Origin of the sequence: Gilliamella sp. Pas-s27 (assembly GCF_009795865.1) — a bacterium.
In the GTDB taxonomy this organism is placed as follows: domain Bacteria; phylum Pseudomonadota; class Gammaproteobacteria; order Enterobacterales; family Orbaceae; genus Gilliamella.
Genome location: NZ_WTEW01000005.1, coordinates 58,470 through 71,770 on the forward strand (window position 1 = coordinate 58,470; position 13,301 = coordinate 71,770).

A 13,301-nucleotide genomic window follows, 5' to 3' on the forward strand; every position below is an offset into this window, starting at 1 on the left:
CATATTGATTTTTATTAGTTATATTTGTTTATAATTTCAACTAACTGTTGACCGTGTTGTTGTGCTTTTGTTTTTATTTTAGCTTGTACTTCTTCAACCACAGGTGAAACACCATATAAAAGTTTCGGTGGCAGATATTCCATTTGCGCATATAAGGCTGATATTTTGACGGGCTCTAATAAATTATCCATTAAATCGTTGCGATATTTTTTATAATTCTGTTCTTGTTGTCCTATGGTTAAACTTGGTAATAGTTTTTTATCTTTTAATTTATCGCCTTTGGAGCCATAAGCAAATTGGTAAGTAAATACTTCATCAAACCATATTTTTAATATGGCCGGCATGTTATACCAGTACATTGGATATTGTAAAATAATAAGGTCATGTCTGAGTAATGCGGCTTGCTCCTCTTGCACATTGATTTGATAGTTTGGATAAAGATTGTGAATATTGCGAATTTCAATATCCTCAACTTTATCTTGTAATGTTTCGATAATTGTTTTATTGGCGGTAGACTGTTTAATGTTAGGGTGACCTAAAATAATTAATGCCATAATGATTCCTTTTTCCTTTTTTGCTATTAAAATGATAGTTACTCTAATTAGTTTATTCGTAAATAAGCTTATAGCAATATCTATCAAACTTGATAGTTAGGTGAATTAATGCAAATAGATGAACAAAGGCCATTAAAACGTTATAACAATAAAACTTATGATTGTCCTATTAGTTTATCAATGGATTTAGTTGGCGGAAAATGGAAAGGGGTGATAATTTATTATTTGCTTTCTGGTGAAAAAAGATTCAGCGAATTGAAAACCATTATTCCTAATATTACCGATATGACATTAAGTATACAACTTAAAAAATTAGAGGAGGATGGGTTAATTACTCGACATGTTTTTGGTGATAAACCCCCTTTAAAAGTTGTCTATAAATTAACTTCACTTGGCGAAAAATTGGAGCCTATATTAGAGCAACTTTGTTTATGGGCGTTGAATATTTAAGATCACTATCAGTATCGTGGTGGAATGATTAAAGGCAATTGATAGATTTATTTTTTTGTTAAAAAGTTTCAGGTAACTATGTGTTTAAGTATAAAAAACTAAAAAAATCACACAATCCTAATTTGGACAATCTTTAGTAGTTGTGATAAATTTTGGGCTTGTTTTATGTTATGAAGACTTCCTAATATGGCTTATATACTTACCTACAATGACCTTCCTGAAAATATTCAATCTTGGCAGGGGTTACCACTTTCATTAAATGGCTGTGAAGTGGTTCCTTTGGATTATAATGCTGGTAAAACAGGTTGGATTATTTATGGTAAGAAGTTAAATAAGACCATCTTGTCAAAATTTCAAGATCAGCTTGCTATGCCAATGGTGATAGTGTCATCGTGGAAAATAAAAACTTACCAAATTGTTCGTATTGCAGGTGTTATGCCTAAAAAAGCCAAATCGATTTCATTGACTTTAGGTATTGATGTTGCACCAATTGACAATTTGCCTACGCTACGCTCTCCTGGATTATTAGTCATGGATATGGATTCGACAGCGATCAGTATTGAATGTATTGATGAGCTTGCTAAATTGCAGGGCGTTGGAGAGCTAGTTGCGGCAGTAACCGAACAAGCGATGCATGGTGAACTTGATTTTGCGGCGAGTTTACGCAAACGAGTGGCAACCTTAAAAGGGGCACATCAAGCTATTTTAGATCAAGTTAAAGATAATTTACCGCTTACTCCCGGACTTACTTATTTAGTGAAAGAACTGCATAAAAAAAATTGGCATGTTGCTATTGCGTCAGGCGGTTTTACCTATTTTGCTGATCACTTAAAGCAAAAGTTAAAATTAGTTGATGTTTATGCCAATGAATTAGAGATTAAAAATGGTAAATTAACTGGTAAAGTCACAGGGCAAATTGTTGATGCTAAATATAAAGCAAGAACACTACAGCAGTTAGCCACATCGCTAGACATTCCTATTGAACAAACGGTTGCGATTGGTGATGGTGCTAATGATTTGATGATGATTCGTATTGCAGGTCTTGGCGTTGCTTATCATGGTAAGCCTAAAGTTGTCGAAAAGGCACGAATTAGTATTAATTATGCTGATTTAACTGGATTATGGTGCATTTTATCAACCAGTTTATTAAGCGAAGGTTAGGAGATTAAATTGGCAAAAGCAGTAAAACGTGCTTATGTTTGTAATGATTGCGGAGCAGACTACCCTCGTTGGCAAGGGCAATGTAGTTCATGTCATGCTTGGAACACCATCACTGAAGTTAGACTTGCTAGCACCTCATCACGTAATGATCGGTTAACAGGGTATGCAGGTAGTAGTGTTGGACAAGCTAAAATTCAAAAATTATCTGAAATCAGTTTAGAGGCATTACCGCGGTTTTCAACGGGGTTTTCAGAATTTGACCGCGTGCTTGGTGGGGGGGTTGTACCGGGTAGTGCTATTCTTATTGGTGGAAACCCAGGGGCAGGTAAAAGTACGTTGTTACTGCAAACCATGAGTAAGCTCTCATCACAAATGAATACGCTTTATGTCACTGGTGAAGAATCACTCCAACAAGTGGCGATGCGTGCTCATCGCTTAGGGTTACCTGCTGATAATATCAATATGCTATCTGAAACCAGCATTGAACAAATATGCTTACTTGCTGAACAATCACAACCTAAACTGATGGTGATTGACTCAATTCAAGTTATGCACTTAACTGACATTCAATCGTCCCCCGGTAGTGTTGCACAAGTGCGTGAAACAGCAGCTTACTTAACGCGTTTTGCCAAAACTAAAGGTATTGCCATTATTATGGTTGGACATGTCACCAAAGATGGCTCGCTTGCAGGACCCAAAGTGCTTGAACATTGCATTGACTGTTCTGTCTTATTAGATGGTGATGCGGATTCACGTTTTAGAACATTACGAAGCCATAAAAACCGTTTTGGTGCCGTGAATGAACTAGGCGTATTTGCCATGACCGAACAAGGTCTAAAAGAGGTTAGCAATCCATCCGCCATCTTTTTAAGCCGTGGTGATGAAATGCTACCGGGTAGCTCGGTAATGGTATTGTGGGAAGGGACACGTCCATTATTGGTTGAAATTCAAGCCCTTGTCGACCATTCTATGTATGGCAATCCACGACGTGTAACAGTAGGATTAGATCAAAACCGACTTGCATTATTACTTGCAGTATTACACAGGCATGGTGGATTACAAATGGCCGATCAAGACATTTTTGTTAATGTAGTTGGTGGCGTAAAAGTCACCGAAACCAGTGCAGACTTAGCATTAATTTCGGCTTTAGTCTCTAGTTTTCGTAATCGTCCGTTACCGCAAGATATCGTTATTTTTGGCGAGATTGGACTGGGTGGTGAAATTCGCCCAGTACCAAGTGGTCAAGAACGTATTACTGAAGCGGCTAAACATGGCTTTAAAAAAGCAATTGTTCCCATTGCCAACATGCCTAAAAAGAAACCCGAAAATATGCAAATTTTTGGCGTCAAAAAGGTATCAGAAGTGCTAGATATTTTAAGTAATTTTTAGCTAAAAATTGTATTTGCCTTTTACACAAACGTATCCGCCGATAAGGTATCGGTGGATACGATAAATTAAGCGACTATGTGCACCAACAATTAAAACACTATGTGAAATACTAAGTTAAATGCAAAGTTAAATACTAAGTTAAATACAAAGCTTAATAACAAATCTCATAACAAGGCTGATAAGCCGTTCCACCCGGTAACTTCATACGGTCTTGCTTAATAAAGCTTCGCAATAAATTATCCATTTGTTTCATAATTTCGCTATCGCCTTGTAGCTTATAAGGACCTTTTTCAGCAATTTGCTTCATACCAAATTCTTTAACATTACCCGCCACAATACCCGAAAACGCACGACGCAAATCAGCAGCTAATAGTTCAGCTGGTTGATCCTTATGAAGATTTAATGACGCCATATTGTCATGAGTTGGATCAAATGGATGTTGTAGCGATTCGTCAATTTTAAGTAACCAATTAAATCCATAAGCATCGCCTGTTTTTAAGCGTGAAGATTTAACATGCTTAACACCCTCTTTCATAATGCGAGCCACTTGCTCAGGTGAATCGATCACAATTTGATAAAGCTTCGTCGCTTCATCGCCTAGTGTGTTACGAATAAAGCTATCGATAGAAGCAAAATAGGCTTCGCACTCTTTAGGACCTGTTAAAATTAACGGTAATGTTTGTTGTTTATTGGCTGGATTTAGCAAAATACCCAGAATATAAAGTAACTCCTCGGCAGTGCCAGGACCACCAGGAAAAATAACAATACCATGAGCCATTCGCACAAACGCTTCAAGGCGCTTTTCGATATCGGGCATAATAATCAATTCATTAACTAGCGCATTAGGCGGCTCTGCGGCGATGATTGACGGCTCGGTCATGCCAATAAAACGGCTCTCTTTGTAACGTTGCTGTGCATGGCCTACGGCTGCCCCTTTCATTGGTGCTTCCATCACACCCGGACCACAACCCGTACAAATGTTTAACTCTCGTAAGCCAAGTTGCATGCCGACTTGACGGGCATAGTAATATTCATTTTCATTAATAGAATGGCCACCCCAACAAACAACCAAATTTGGCTCTTCGCCCACATGGAGTGCATTGGCATTACGTAAAATCGAAAAAACAAGGTTAGTGATATAAAATGAGTGATCTTTTTCAAGTTGAACATTTGCCATTAACTCTTTAATGGCACTGATTTGGCTATTTAAAAATAAAATATCTCGCAATACCGCAAAAAGATTTGCTTGAATAGAGCGAATAATCTTTCCATCAACAAAAGCGCTTTCTGGCGCATTAACGAGTTCTAATTTAACACCACGCTCTTTACTGATCACATTGATTTCAAAAGACTTAAATCTATCGAGCAGATCTTTAGTATTATCGGTCTTGCTTCCTGCATTTAATGTTGCCAATGAGCAATTTCGATATAATTGATAAAGCTCACTATTGGCTGATTTTTTTAGGATATCAACTTCAGCCTGAGCAAGTAAATCCATCGATCCTAATGGGCTAATATGGGTAATCATCGCAACCTCGACATGACGTTTTTATCAACAAAGGGATTATTATATACTCAAACCGATTGAATAAGTAAAGTTGGTAAATGTAATTAATTATAGAAATTAATCTGCTTTATTTTTGATAGATATTATAGGGTAATGCATGTTTTGAACAATTAATTGAAGTGCGAAAATACACATATTAATAATTAGACTAAATCGCCGATTATGTTCTCTTGGCTCAAAATTATTAAATAGTAATAAATATTGACCATAGAACCTTATTTAGCATCGGTTATTATATTTTATAAATATGTATAAAAAACAGTCAGGAAAGTCATTGATTTTATTGAAGTTTTTAATTTTCTATTTTTACCAAAAATAGCTATTAAAAATTTCCTAAAAGGTGAATTCTCTAGATAATACCCTTAGAATTAACAAAACTTTACAATTCTTTTAAAAAAAACTAGCCATTTAATTTTTAGCAAGTTATGCTTTATTTAAATTACAAAATAGCTCATGAAACGAGCATTAAAACAAAAAAACCAAATAAAACAATAAATTAATTGACAGGAAAATAAAAATGCACTACCATGGTCGGCATCTGGCCTGCCAAACCTATGCCCTAAATCTTATTGATTCGCACAGTGGTCAAAAACAGGCGCAACGGTTATTTTCATCACCGAAGTCATTTTGCGTAGCGAAATCGACGCAGTCATCGCGGTTTTTACTGGCGATGTCTTCGGCGGATTCATCAACAACATTCTTGGAAACATCCTCGACAACCTCTTCGGTCACAGATTCGGCAGGGTTATCGCCGATATCTAAATGGTTATCCAAACCACTATTACTATTTAAATCTTCATTATTATTTAAATCGGCATTGTTCTTTGCGCCATTATTGTCATATACGCAGGGAGTACAGGCGTTAACGGCTTATACCTCAATGACAATAGAGGGCAGTGCGCCGTATTTAACGTTTGATGGAGGGGTAACAAAATTAACGAATACAGACCGTTTATTGTCAATAAAGTTGCAGGATGGCACGGTATACACAAGGTCAACCAACCCATCCACACCAAGCAATCCAATCAGGTTGCCATATGTGGGGAGTAATTTAAGTCATATAGAGATGATAGTACCGCCATCCCAGAATTCAATCACCATGAATGATTTGGTTAGTCAAGGGAATTGGAAAGATGATGATGGCGATGGACAGGCAACGGCATCAGGGAGTATATCGGTAACGTTTACCGATAAAGATGGTAATACAGTTAATCGTACTGATGCATTAAGTGTATGTAATGCACCGTATAAGGTAACTTTAACAAGTTCAGGTGGCACATTAAGTACGCAGTATGGGGTGCCAAGAAGTAGTAGTTTTATTGGCGCAACGGTGGATTATTATATTAATCCGAATTCATCACAGCCCGTTATTTGTTCGGTCAGGCCGAATCTAAAGTGGGGCACAGGCAACTACGCAGGCCCAGCTAACATATGGAATCCTGACAAGGGCTTTTTAGTTCAGTCAACGAGTCCATCATCTTACGACAGGAACTTTCCAACTACGGGTTCAGATGGCTTGTATTTTGATTTGGATGTAGGGGGGGGTAGATGTAGCTCAGTTAACTTGGTCTCCGGTCACTCATGGTGGAATAACGGCTACGGTGACAAATGTTACACCTAATGATAGTTGGATTCCTAGTGATGATAGAGGGAAACAGGTAGCACGGGTAACGTTGCGTGGCCCTAAGGCAAGTAGTAGTCAAATAAGCTCAAGTAATCCTAGTCCACTTACACGTCTATCTTTGCCACAGACCTTCGAGTTGGTCGGTAGGGATAGAAGTGGTAATGAGGTTCGTTATGGATTTGTGTTAAAGCAGTGGTTCGTCTATCGGGGTAATCAAAGTAAACGTTATAGTGACCAATTAGCATGGTGTAATAGTTTGGGTTATCGGATGCCTAGGGTAAGGGATTTAACCAATTCGGTCAAAACAGATAATCCTCCTATTTCAGGCGCGGCCCCTAGCTCATCTGTTAATTATTACATGGTCACATAGGAGCAGGATTTTTCACGGAGTGGGGCTTCATGTACTACTACGCTGATACGGGCTTCGTCGGCAACTACTACTGGACGAGTGACGCAGCAGGTAGCAACCAGTTCACTGTCCACTCTTACGACGGCGACGTGAACAGCTACAGTGCCCGCTACATGTTTTACGCTGTTTGCACCGCACCTTAGCTTTTAGCGTTTAGTTCTTAATCCTTAGGGCGCGGGGGGCGATTATGGTGCCTGAGGGGATAATATAACAAAGAATAAAGCCCCCGCGTAAGTTGGGGCGTTTCCCTTAGGGTTGCGCCGTTGTGGCAAAGTCACAATAGCGCCGCCCCCCCCCCCGCCACATGTAAATATCCAAATCACTATATCTAATCTATTCCACCATTCAAAATCCAAAAAAGACATTATTTCCGTCAAAAATCCTTTATTTGTAAAAGCCAATTTGTTCATAGTCAAAAAATAAAGTCTATGCTAGACTGAATCAAACTCTGAAGCTCTTTTACCTAAGTGAAATAGTGATTTTATAAGGTGGATTAGCCGCGGTATAGCTCAGAAATGGCTATGCTTCCCGATTTGGATAAGGTGTTTGTTTTATATGCAATTAATGGATAATTATCAACGTCGATTTCAGTATCTGCGTTTGTCGATTACCGAGCAGTGTAATTTTCAGTGTCAGTACTGCCTGCCTAATGGCTATCAACCTAATAAAGCACATCAATTTTTAACTCTTAACGAGATTGATAATGTAGTATCAACATTTGCTGAACTTGGTGTGCACAAAATTCGGTTAACAGGTGGCGAACCAAGTTTGCGTCGTGATTTTGTTGATATTTTGTCGCTGATTTCTGCATATCCAAGTATTAACGAAATTGCCATGACAACTAATGGGTCACGTTTATTAAAAAATATCCATTATTGGCATCAAGCAGGTTTGAATGCGATTAATATTAGTATTGATAGTTTTTCACCCCATTTGTTTAAATTAATTACTGGGCAAGATAAGCTTAAAGAATTATTGCAATGTGTTGAAAAATCGTTAGAAGTGGGTATAAAAAAGGTCAAAATTAACACCGTTTTGATGAAAAACATGAATGATAATCTAACTGATTATTTATCATGGATTAAACAGCGTCCTGTTGAGTTGCGTTTTATTGAACTAATGGAAACAGGCGAAAGTGGTGATATTTTTAATCGTCACCATGTTTCAGGGCAATCAATCGAATTACAACTAATTGAGCAAGGTTGGTTGTTGCAGCCTAAAGTAGCTTTATCTGGACCCGCTAAGGTTTATACTCATTGCGATTATCAAGGTAAGATTGGGTTGATTATGCCGTATTCAAAAGATTTTTGTAAGAGTTGTAATCGGTTAAGGGTATCATCAATTGGGCAGTTGCATTATTGTTTATTTGGTGATGCGGCAGTGGATTTGCGTGATTTGCTCCAAAGTTCAGAGCAAAAACAACAATTAATTGAAAGAATCTTTGCTTCGTTAATGATAAAGCCTGAAAAACACCTATTGCATGACCATAAGGTTGGTGTTATGCCTAATTTATCTTATGTTGGTGGTTAATAAGCGATTTTGTTTGGGAATATTGGTTATTTTCCAGTGGTTAATTGCCCAATCTAATAACTGTTTTTGCGTGGCATCTTGCCAATCTTGAGGGATTTGTTGTCCTAAAAACTGTAGTGCTTGTATTGTTAAGGATTGCGTATTACTGACTTCAATGGGCTTTGCGTGGTTTTGTTTGGAAAGCTTGTTGCCGTTACTATCTAGTACCAATGGTAAATGACAATAGCTTGGTGTTGGTAAGCCCAAAAGCTGATAGAGCGAAATCTGTTTAGCGGTGACAGGCAATAAGTCTGCACCTCGCACTATTTCGGTAATACCTTGCTGGTGATCATCAAGTACTACCACTAAATTGTAAGCAAATAAACCATCTTTTCGGTGAATAATAAAGTCTTCTTGAGCATTTTGGGCGTCGAACGTTTGAATGCCACGAATGCGATCGGTAAACTGATATACGGGTTGAGTCTGTTTTAGGCGTATGGCAAGTGGTTGGTTGGGGATATTTAGATGTCGATCACGACAAAAACCATCATAAATCCCATAAGGTAAATTGTGAATGCGTTGCCTTGTGCAGTCACAAAAATAAGCCTGCTGTTTATCTAAAAGAGTTTGTAGAACAGCTTGATAACGTTCACTGCACGTCGATTGGTATAAGATTTCATCATCCCAGTATAAATTAAAGGCTTCTAGTGTTTTTAAGATGAGTGATGATGCGCCTTTTACTTCTCGTGGTGGGTCGATATCTTCAATACGAACCAACCATTTGCCATGACAAGATTTTGCTTGTAAATAGCTACCAAGAGCGGTCACCAGTGAACCAAAATGTAATGGTCCAGATGGTGACGGGGCAAAACGACCAATATAGTGCATAGGTCAGTTGGGTAGAATAATAAAAGGTTAAGAAAGTTGGGTTTACATGCCCATTTGTTTTTCGCGAAGTTCAGCAAGTGTTTTACAGTCGATACATAAATCAGCTGTAGGTCTTGCTTCTAAGCGGCGGATCCCAATTTCAACCCCGCAAGAGTCACAATAACCAAAATCATCGTTTTCAATTTTCTTTAATGTTTTTTCGATTTTTTTGATTAGTTTTCGTTCTCTATCGCGAGCACGTAATTCTAAGCTGAATTCTTCTTCTTGCGTTGCTCGGTCAGCTGGATCTGGGAAATTAGCCGCTTCGTCTTGCATGTGCGAAACTGTTTTTCCCATTTCATCTTGTAATTGAGCAAGCCATGCTTCTAAAATAAGTTTGAAATGTTTTAATTGCTTAGGATTCATATACTCCTCGCCTTTTGCTTCTTGGTAAGGTTTAAGCCCCGCAATTGAAAGCAAGCTAAGAGAAGATGTATTTAATTTTTGTTCCTTTTTCACAGCAATCCCCTTAAGTACAGATTATTTGCAAGCGGTAAACTATAGCAATAAATTAGCTGTTGGCAAATTTTTTTTTATCTTTTTTCTACCTATAAATAAGCAAAATAGTACAACTGTATGTTATTAATAAAGATAATTACTTATCCCACTTTTCTAATCCATTTTTAGGGCATTGGGTTACTAAATCATACAACTTATCGTTATCAGGTAAAATAAGTTCAGGACTGATATCAAAGAGTGGGTAGAGAACAAATTCTCTATTTTTCATATGGTAGTGAGGGATCGTTAGTCTTTCGCTTTCGATCACTAAATCATCATACAGTAAAATATCAAGATCTAAGGTTCTTGCTCCCCATCGATTTTCTTTACGTACACGACCTTGGGCTTTTTCAATTGTCTGTAGTGCATCAAGTAGTTCAATGGGGGATAGGGCTGTTTTAATTTTTACAACAGCATTAAGATAATCATTCTGATCCTGCGGTCCCAGTGGCTTACTGCGGTAAAAAGGTGACACTTCTAAACATGTTGTATTAGGTAATTGCTTTAATGCCATTATTGCACGATTAGCTTGTGATAATGGATCCTCAAGGTTACTGCCTAAGGCGATATAACAGATAGACATAATTGGTCGTTTACTTTTTGATATGGCTAGTGTTTGATAAAAACGATTTTAACACATAACATCATTAGCAAAAAAGCTATATCGTTTTGTTACTTATTGTTTTTGGTTATTAATATATGACTATATAATCTTTAATTTAGTTATGATTATAGGTTATGTTAGTGGTATTAAATAGTGTTATCCATTAAAGGGTTATAGAGTGAATTTATATTGAGATCATCAAATGAATTTAGGTCAACAATTGAGTTATTTGATAAAAAACACACCTGTTATCCACGATGCAGTAGTTATTCAACGGGCTATTAGTGGGGTAATTGATTATTTTGCTAGTAGTTTACAAGCACGCCATGATACTGATGCTAAAAAATTACTAAGTTGGATCGATGATGAGGGGGGGAAGGCTAGAGCATGGCTTGTTGGTCAAAAAAAACTAGCAACGGCAAGACAAGCTGCATTATTTAATGGTTTTCAAGCCCATTGTTTAGATTATGATGATGTGCATTCTGAGGTGCGTGGTCACCCTTCGGCAGTGATTTTATCTGCACTTATTGCAAGTATTCGTTTAGATAATGTTGATTTAAAAATTGATGGCCGACGGTTTTTAACGGCTTATGTTATCGGCATAGAAGTAATGGCGTTATTAGGTAAAAGTGTTAATCCTGCGCATTATGAAAAAGGTTGGCACACAACTATTACTTTGGGGGGAATTGCGGCAACTGCAGCTATTTGTTATTTATATGATGAACCTTTTTTATCGCAAGCATTAACCTTAGCGGCTACTCAAGCATCAGGAATGCGTTTATTAATGGGAACACCGATTAAATTTTTACACGCAGGATTAGCGGCCGAGCATGCAATACAAGCTGTTGAATGGTTGAGGGCAGGCATACATGCAAAACAGGATTTTTTAAATGATAAATTGGGGTTTTTAGCTATCTATGGGCAAGGTAATGCAAGTCTTGACTTGTGTCATTGGGGAAAACCTTGGAAGATTGTTGAACCAGGATTATGGTTTAAAACTTATTCTTACTGCTCGGCAGCCGCTTATGTTGCCGATGCGGGTAAATTGCTTTATCAGCACCGACAATTAAATGTTGATGATATTGCCAATATTACGCTTTTTTTTACGCCCGAAAACAGTGATGCTGCATTGATTTATCGGTTGCCTTTGTTTGCCGAGCAGGGGCGTTTTTCTGCTGAGTATATTTTAGCATTAACTTTATTAGGGATACCGCTTGATTTTGAACAATTTTCGGCAACGCCAATCCCTGAACATATCCAAAAATTGATGCAAAAAATGCAGCGTAGTTATCAAATACAACTACCACCACACCCAAAAGCTTATAATGGACGTTATGTAGTCATTGATATTGTGCTTAATAATGGCAAAAAAATTTGCCAACGTATTGATATACCGAAAGGATCTCCCCAAAATCCATATAGTCAAGCTGAAATGTCATTAAAGCTTATTAATGCCATTAAAAATCAGCAAATGGCTGAAAAATTAACTCAGGATATTGAAGCATTAGCTACAGGGTTAGAGGTTAGTCGATTTTTAATGAATTATATTTTTAGGTTATAGAGGTGTGGGCTTTCTTTGTATGAATATATTTGTATGAGTATAAAAGACAATATCCAAAAATTTCGCTTTCTATATTAGAAAGTATATATTCCGTATTGTATCCCTCATTCCAATACATTCTAATGTTTATACGCTATCTATGAATTGACTTTACCGAAATTGTTAGGGTAACGGTATTATTTTCATAGTATACTTTGTCATTGTCTTTAATGATAAAAAGCTAATATCAAGTATCTAGGAATTACAATGCATTAAATAAAGCACAAATAGAATTAATTTGGTTGGTTAAATTTCAAAATCAATCTCATCTGTTAATTGACGTAAAAAACGTTGAGTCAGTTCATGTTGCGGGTTGTCAATAATTGATTTGGCTGCCCCCTCTTCAACAATGACACCATTTGCCATAAAGATAATACGATCGGAAACATATTTAGCAAACTCCATTTCATGGGTCACAATGAGCATGGTTATTTTTTCTTTAGCGAGTTGTAGCATGACTTGTAATACTTCATGTACTCGTTCGGGATCAAGGGCTGAAGTGGGTTCGTCAAATAATAGGACTTTTGGCTTAACGGCTAATGCTCTAGCAATGGCAACACGTTGTTGCTGACCACCTGATAATGTAATGGGGTATTGATCAGCATACGCTAACATGCCTACTCGTTCTAATAATGACAGTGCTAGCTGTTTCGCTTTTTCTTTAGCTATTTTTTGTCCTGTAATTAATGGGTAAGTGATGTTTTCAATTGCAGTTTTATTTTTGAATAAATTATAGTGCTGAAAAACCATCGCCGATTGTTTGCGTAAATTTTTTTCTTCTTTATGATTATAGTGTTCACTATTAAGTGATACATCGCCAATGCGAATTTCACCTGTATTGGGTTTTTCTAATAAATTTAAGCAACGCAATAAGGTTGATTTTCCCGATCCTGATGGTCCAATAATGGCAACAACTTCGCCTTGCTTGATGTTTAGGTTAATTTCTTTTAATACTTGATTATCAGCAAAGCGTTTTGATAAATGAGATACTGAGATCATAAGGTTTTTC

13 protein-coding genes and 1 riboswitch are annotated in these 13,301 nt (G+C 37.2%); of the genes, 7 read left to right on the plus strand and 6 right to left on the minus strand.

Going from position 1 to position 13,301, the window contains the following annotated elements:
- Positions 1–14: 14 nt before the first annotated feature.
- Entirely contained in the window at positions 15–554 is a 540-nt protein-coding gene (locus tag GQ589_RS03290; protein WP_160424589.1) for an NAD(P)H-dependent oxidoreductase, read from the minus strand.
- Positions 555–662: 108 nt separating this feature from the next.
- On the opposite strand from GQ589_RS03290, the gene GQ589_RS03295 reads away from it, so the two are divergent.
- The 3 genes from GQ589_RS03295 (at position 663) to radA (ending at position 3,554) form a co-directional block, all read left to right on the plus strand.
- A complete protein-coding gene (locus GQ589_RS03295; RefSeq protein ID WP_160424590.1) occupies positions 663–1,004 on the plus strand; it encodes a helix-turn-helix domain-containing protein in 342 nt (113 codons plus the stop codon).
- Positions 1,005–1,190: 186 nt separating this feature from the next.
- Positions 1,191–2,165 (plus strand): phosphoserine phosphatase, encoded by a 975-nt coding sequence (gene serB / locus GQ589_RS03300; RefSeq protein ID WP_160400967.1) that lies wholly within the window; start codon positions 1,191–1,193, stop codon positions 2,163–2,165.
- Positions 2,166–2,174: 9 nt separating this feature from the next.
- Complete coding sequence (gene radA / locus GQ589_RS03305) at positions 2,175–3,554, plus strand: DNA repair protein RadA (RefSeq protein ID WP_160400968.1); 1,380 nt, start codon at positions 2,175–2,177, stop codon at positions 3,552–3,554.
- A gap of 151 nt (positions 3,555–3,705) precedes the next feature.
- Here the strand turns inward: radA and ppnN are convergent, their stop codons facing one another.
- Complete coding sequence (ppnN, locus tag GQ589_RS03310; RefSeq protein ID WP_160400969.1) at positions 3,706–5,082, minus strand: nucleotide 5'-monophosphate nucleosidase PpnN; 1,377 nt, start codon at positions 5,080–5,082, stop codon at positions 3,706–3,708.
- Between the two features lie 556 nt (positions 5,083–5,638).
- Between ppnN and GQ589_RS03315 the strand changes: the two genes are divergently transcribed.
- From GQ589_RS03315 to moaA, 3 genes are all read left to right on the plus strand, one after another.
- The gene (locus GQ589_RS03315) at positions 5,639–6,742 is read left to right on the plus strand and encodes a hypothetical protein (protein ID WP_160424592.1); all 1,104 of its coding nucleotides are present in this window, start codon (positions 5,639–5,641) and stop codon (positions 6,740–6,742) included.
- A complete protein-coding gene (locus GQ589_RS03320) occupies positions 6,723–7,115 on the plus strand; it encodes a hypothetical protein (RefSeq protein ID WP_160424594.1) in 393 nt (130 codons plus the stop codon). Before GQ589_RS03315 ends, GQ589_RS03320 begins: the two co-directional genes overlap by 20 nt.
- A gap of 473 nt (positions 7,116–7,588) precedes the next feature.
- Positions 7,589–7,715: riboswitch (molybdenum cofactor riboswitch) on the plus strand.
- The gene (gene moaA, locus GQ589_RS03325) at positions 7,710–8,684 is read left to right on the plus strand and encodes a GTP 3',8-cyclase MoaA (RefSeq protein WP_160424596.1); all 975 of its coding nucleotides are present in this window, start codon (positions 7,710–7,712) and stop codon (positions 8,682–8,684) included. (Overlaps the previous riboswitch by 6 nt.)
- Here moaA and gluQRS read toward each other — a convergent pair.
- The 3 genes from gluQRS to folK form a co-directional block, all read right to left on the minus strand.
- A complete protein-coding gene (gluQRS, locus tag GQ589_RS03330) occupies positions 8,664–9,551 on the minus strand; it encodes a tRNA glutamyl-Q(34) synthetase GluQRS (protein WP_160424599.1) in 888 nt (295 codons plus the stop codon). The genes moaA and gluQRS overlap by 21 nt on opposite strands.
- A 42-nt stretch (positions 9,552–9,593) precedes the next feature.
- Positions 9,594–10,049: an RNA polymerase-binding protein DksA gene (dksA, locus tag GQ589_RS03335; protein ID WP_160400978.1), complete on the minus strand. Its 456-nt coding sequence runs from the start codon at positions 10,047–10,049 to the stop codon at positions 9,594–9,596.
- Between the two features lie 136 nt (positions 10,050–10,185).
- Positions 10,186–10,671 carry a 2-amino-4-hydroxy-6-hydroxymethyldihydropteridine diphosphokinase gene (gene folK / locus GQ589_RS03340; RefSeq protein WP_160400979.1) on the minus strand — a complete coding sequence of 162 codons (486 nt, stop codon included), beginning with the start codon at positions 10,669–10,671 and terminating at the stop codon, positions 10,186–10,188.
- A gap of 223 nt (positions 10,672–10,894) precedes the next feature.
- On the opposite strand from folK, the gene GQ589_RS03345 reads away from it, so the two are divergent.
- A complete protein-coding gene (locus tag GQ589_RS03345) occupies positions 10,895–12,253 on the plus strand; it encodes an MmgE/PrpD family protein (RefSeq protein ID WP_160424601.1) in 1,359 nt (452 codons plus the stop codon).
- Positions 12,254–12,538: 285 nt separating this feature from the next.
- On the opposite strand, the gene GQ589_RS03350 is transcribed toward GQ589_RS03345, so the two are convergent.
- On the minus strand, positions 12,539–13,291 hold the full coding sequence (locus GQ589_RS03350; protein WP_160411836.1) for an amino acid ABC transporter ATP-binding protein: 753 nt from the start codon (positions 13,289–13,291) through the stop codon (positions 12,539–12,541).
- Positions 13,292–13,301 lie beyond the last annotated feature (10 nt).

Coding starts and splice junctions, on each gene's coding strand:
- folK (WP_160400979.1), bottom strand. CDS start 10,671: ATGTCTATCTGTTATATCGCCTTAGGCAGTAACCTTGAGGATCCATTA.
- GQ589_RS03345 (WP_160424601.1), top strand. CDS start 10,895: ATGAATTTAGGTCAACAATTGAGTTATTTGATAAAAAACACACCTGTT.
- serB (WP_160400967.1), top strand. CDS start 1,191: ATGGCTTATATACTTACCTACAATGACCTTCCTGAAAATATTCAATCT.
- GQ589_RS03290 (WP_160424589.1), bottom strand. CDS start 554: ATGGCATTAATTATTTTAGGTCACCCTAACATTAAACAGTCTACCGCC.
- ppnN (WP_160400969.1), bottom strand. CDS start 5,082: ATGATTACCCATATTAGCCCATTAGGATCGATGGATTTACTTGCTCAG.
- moaA (WP_160424596.1), top strand. CDS start 7,710: ATGCAATTAATGGATAATTATCAACGTCGATTTCAGTATCTGCGTTTG.
- GQ589_RS03350 (WP_160411836.1), bottom strand. CDS start 13,291: ATGATCTCAGTATCTCATTTATCAAAACGCTTTGCTGATAATCAAGTA.
- GQ589_RS03295 (WP_160424590.1), top strand. CDS start 663: ATGCAAATAGATGAACAAAGGCCATTAAAACGTTATAACAATAAAACT.
- GQ589_RS03315 (WP_160424592.1), top strand. CDS start 5,639: ATGCACTACCATGGTCGGCATCTGGCCTGCCAAACCTATGCCCTAAAT.
- gluQRS (WP_160424599.1), bottom strand. CDS start 9,551: ATGCACTATATTGGTCGTTTTGCCCCGTCACCATCTGGACCATTACAT.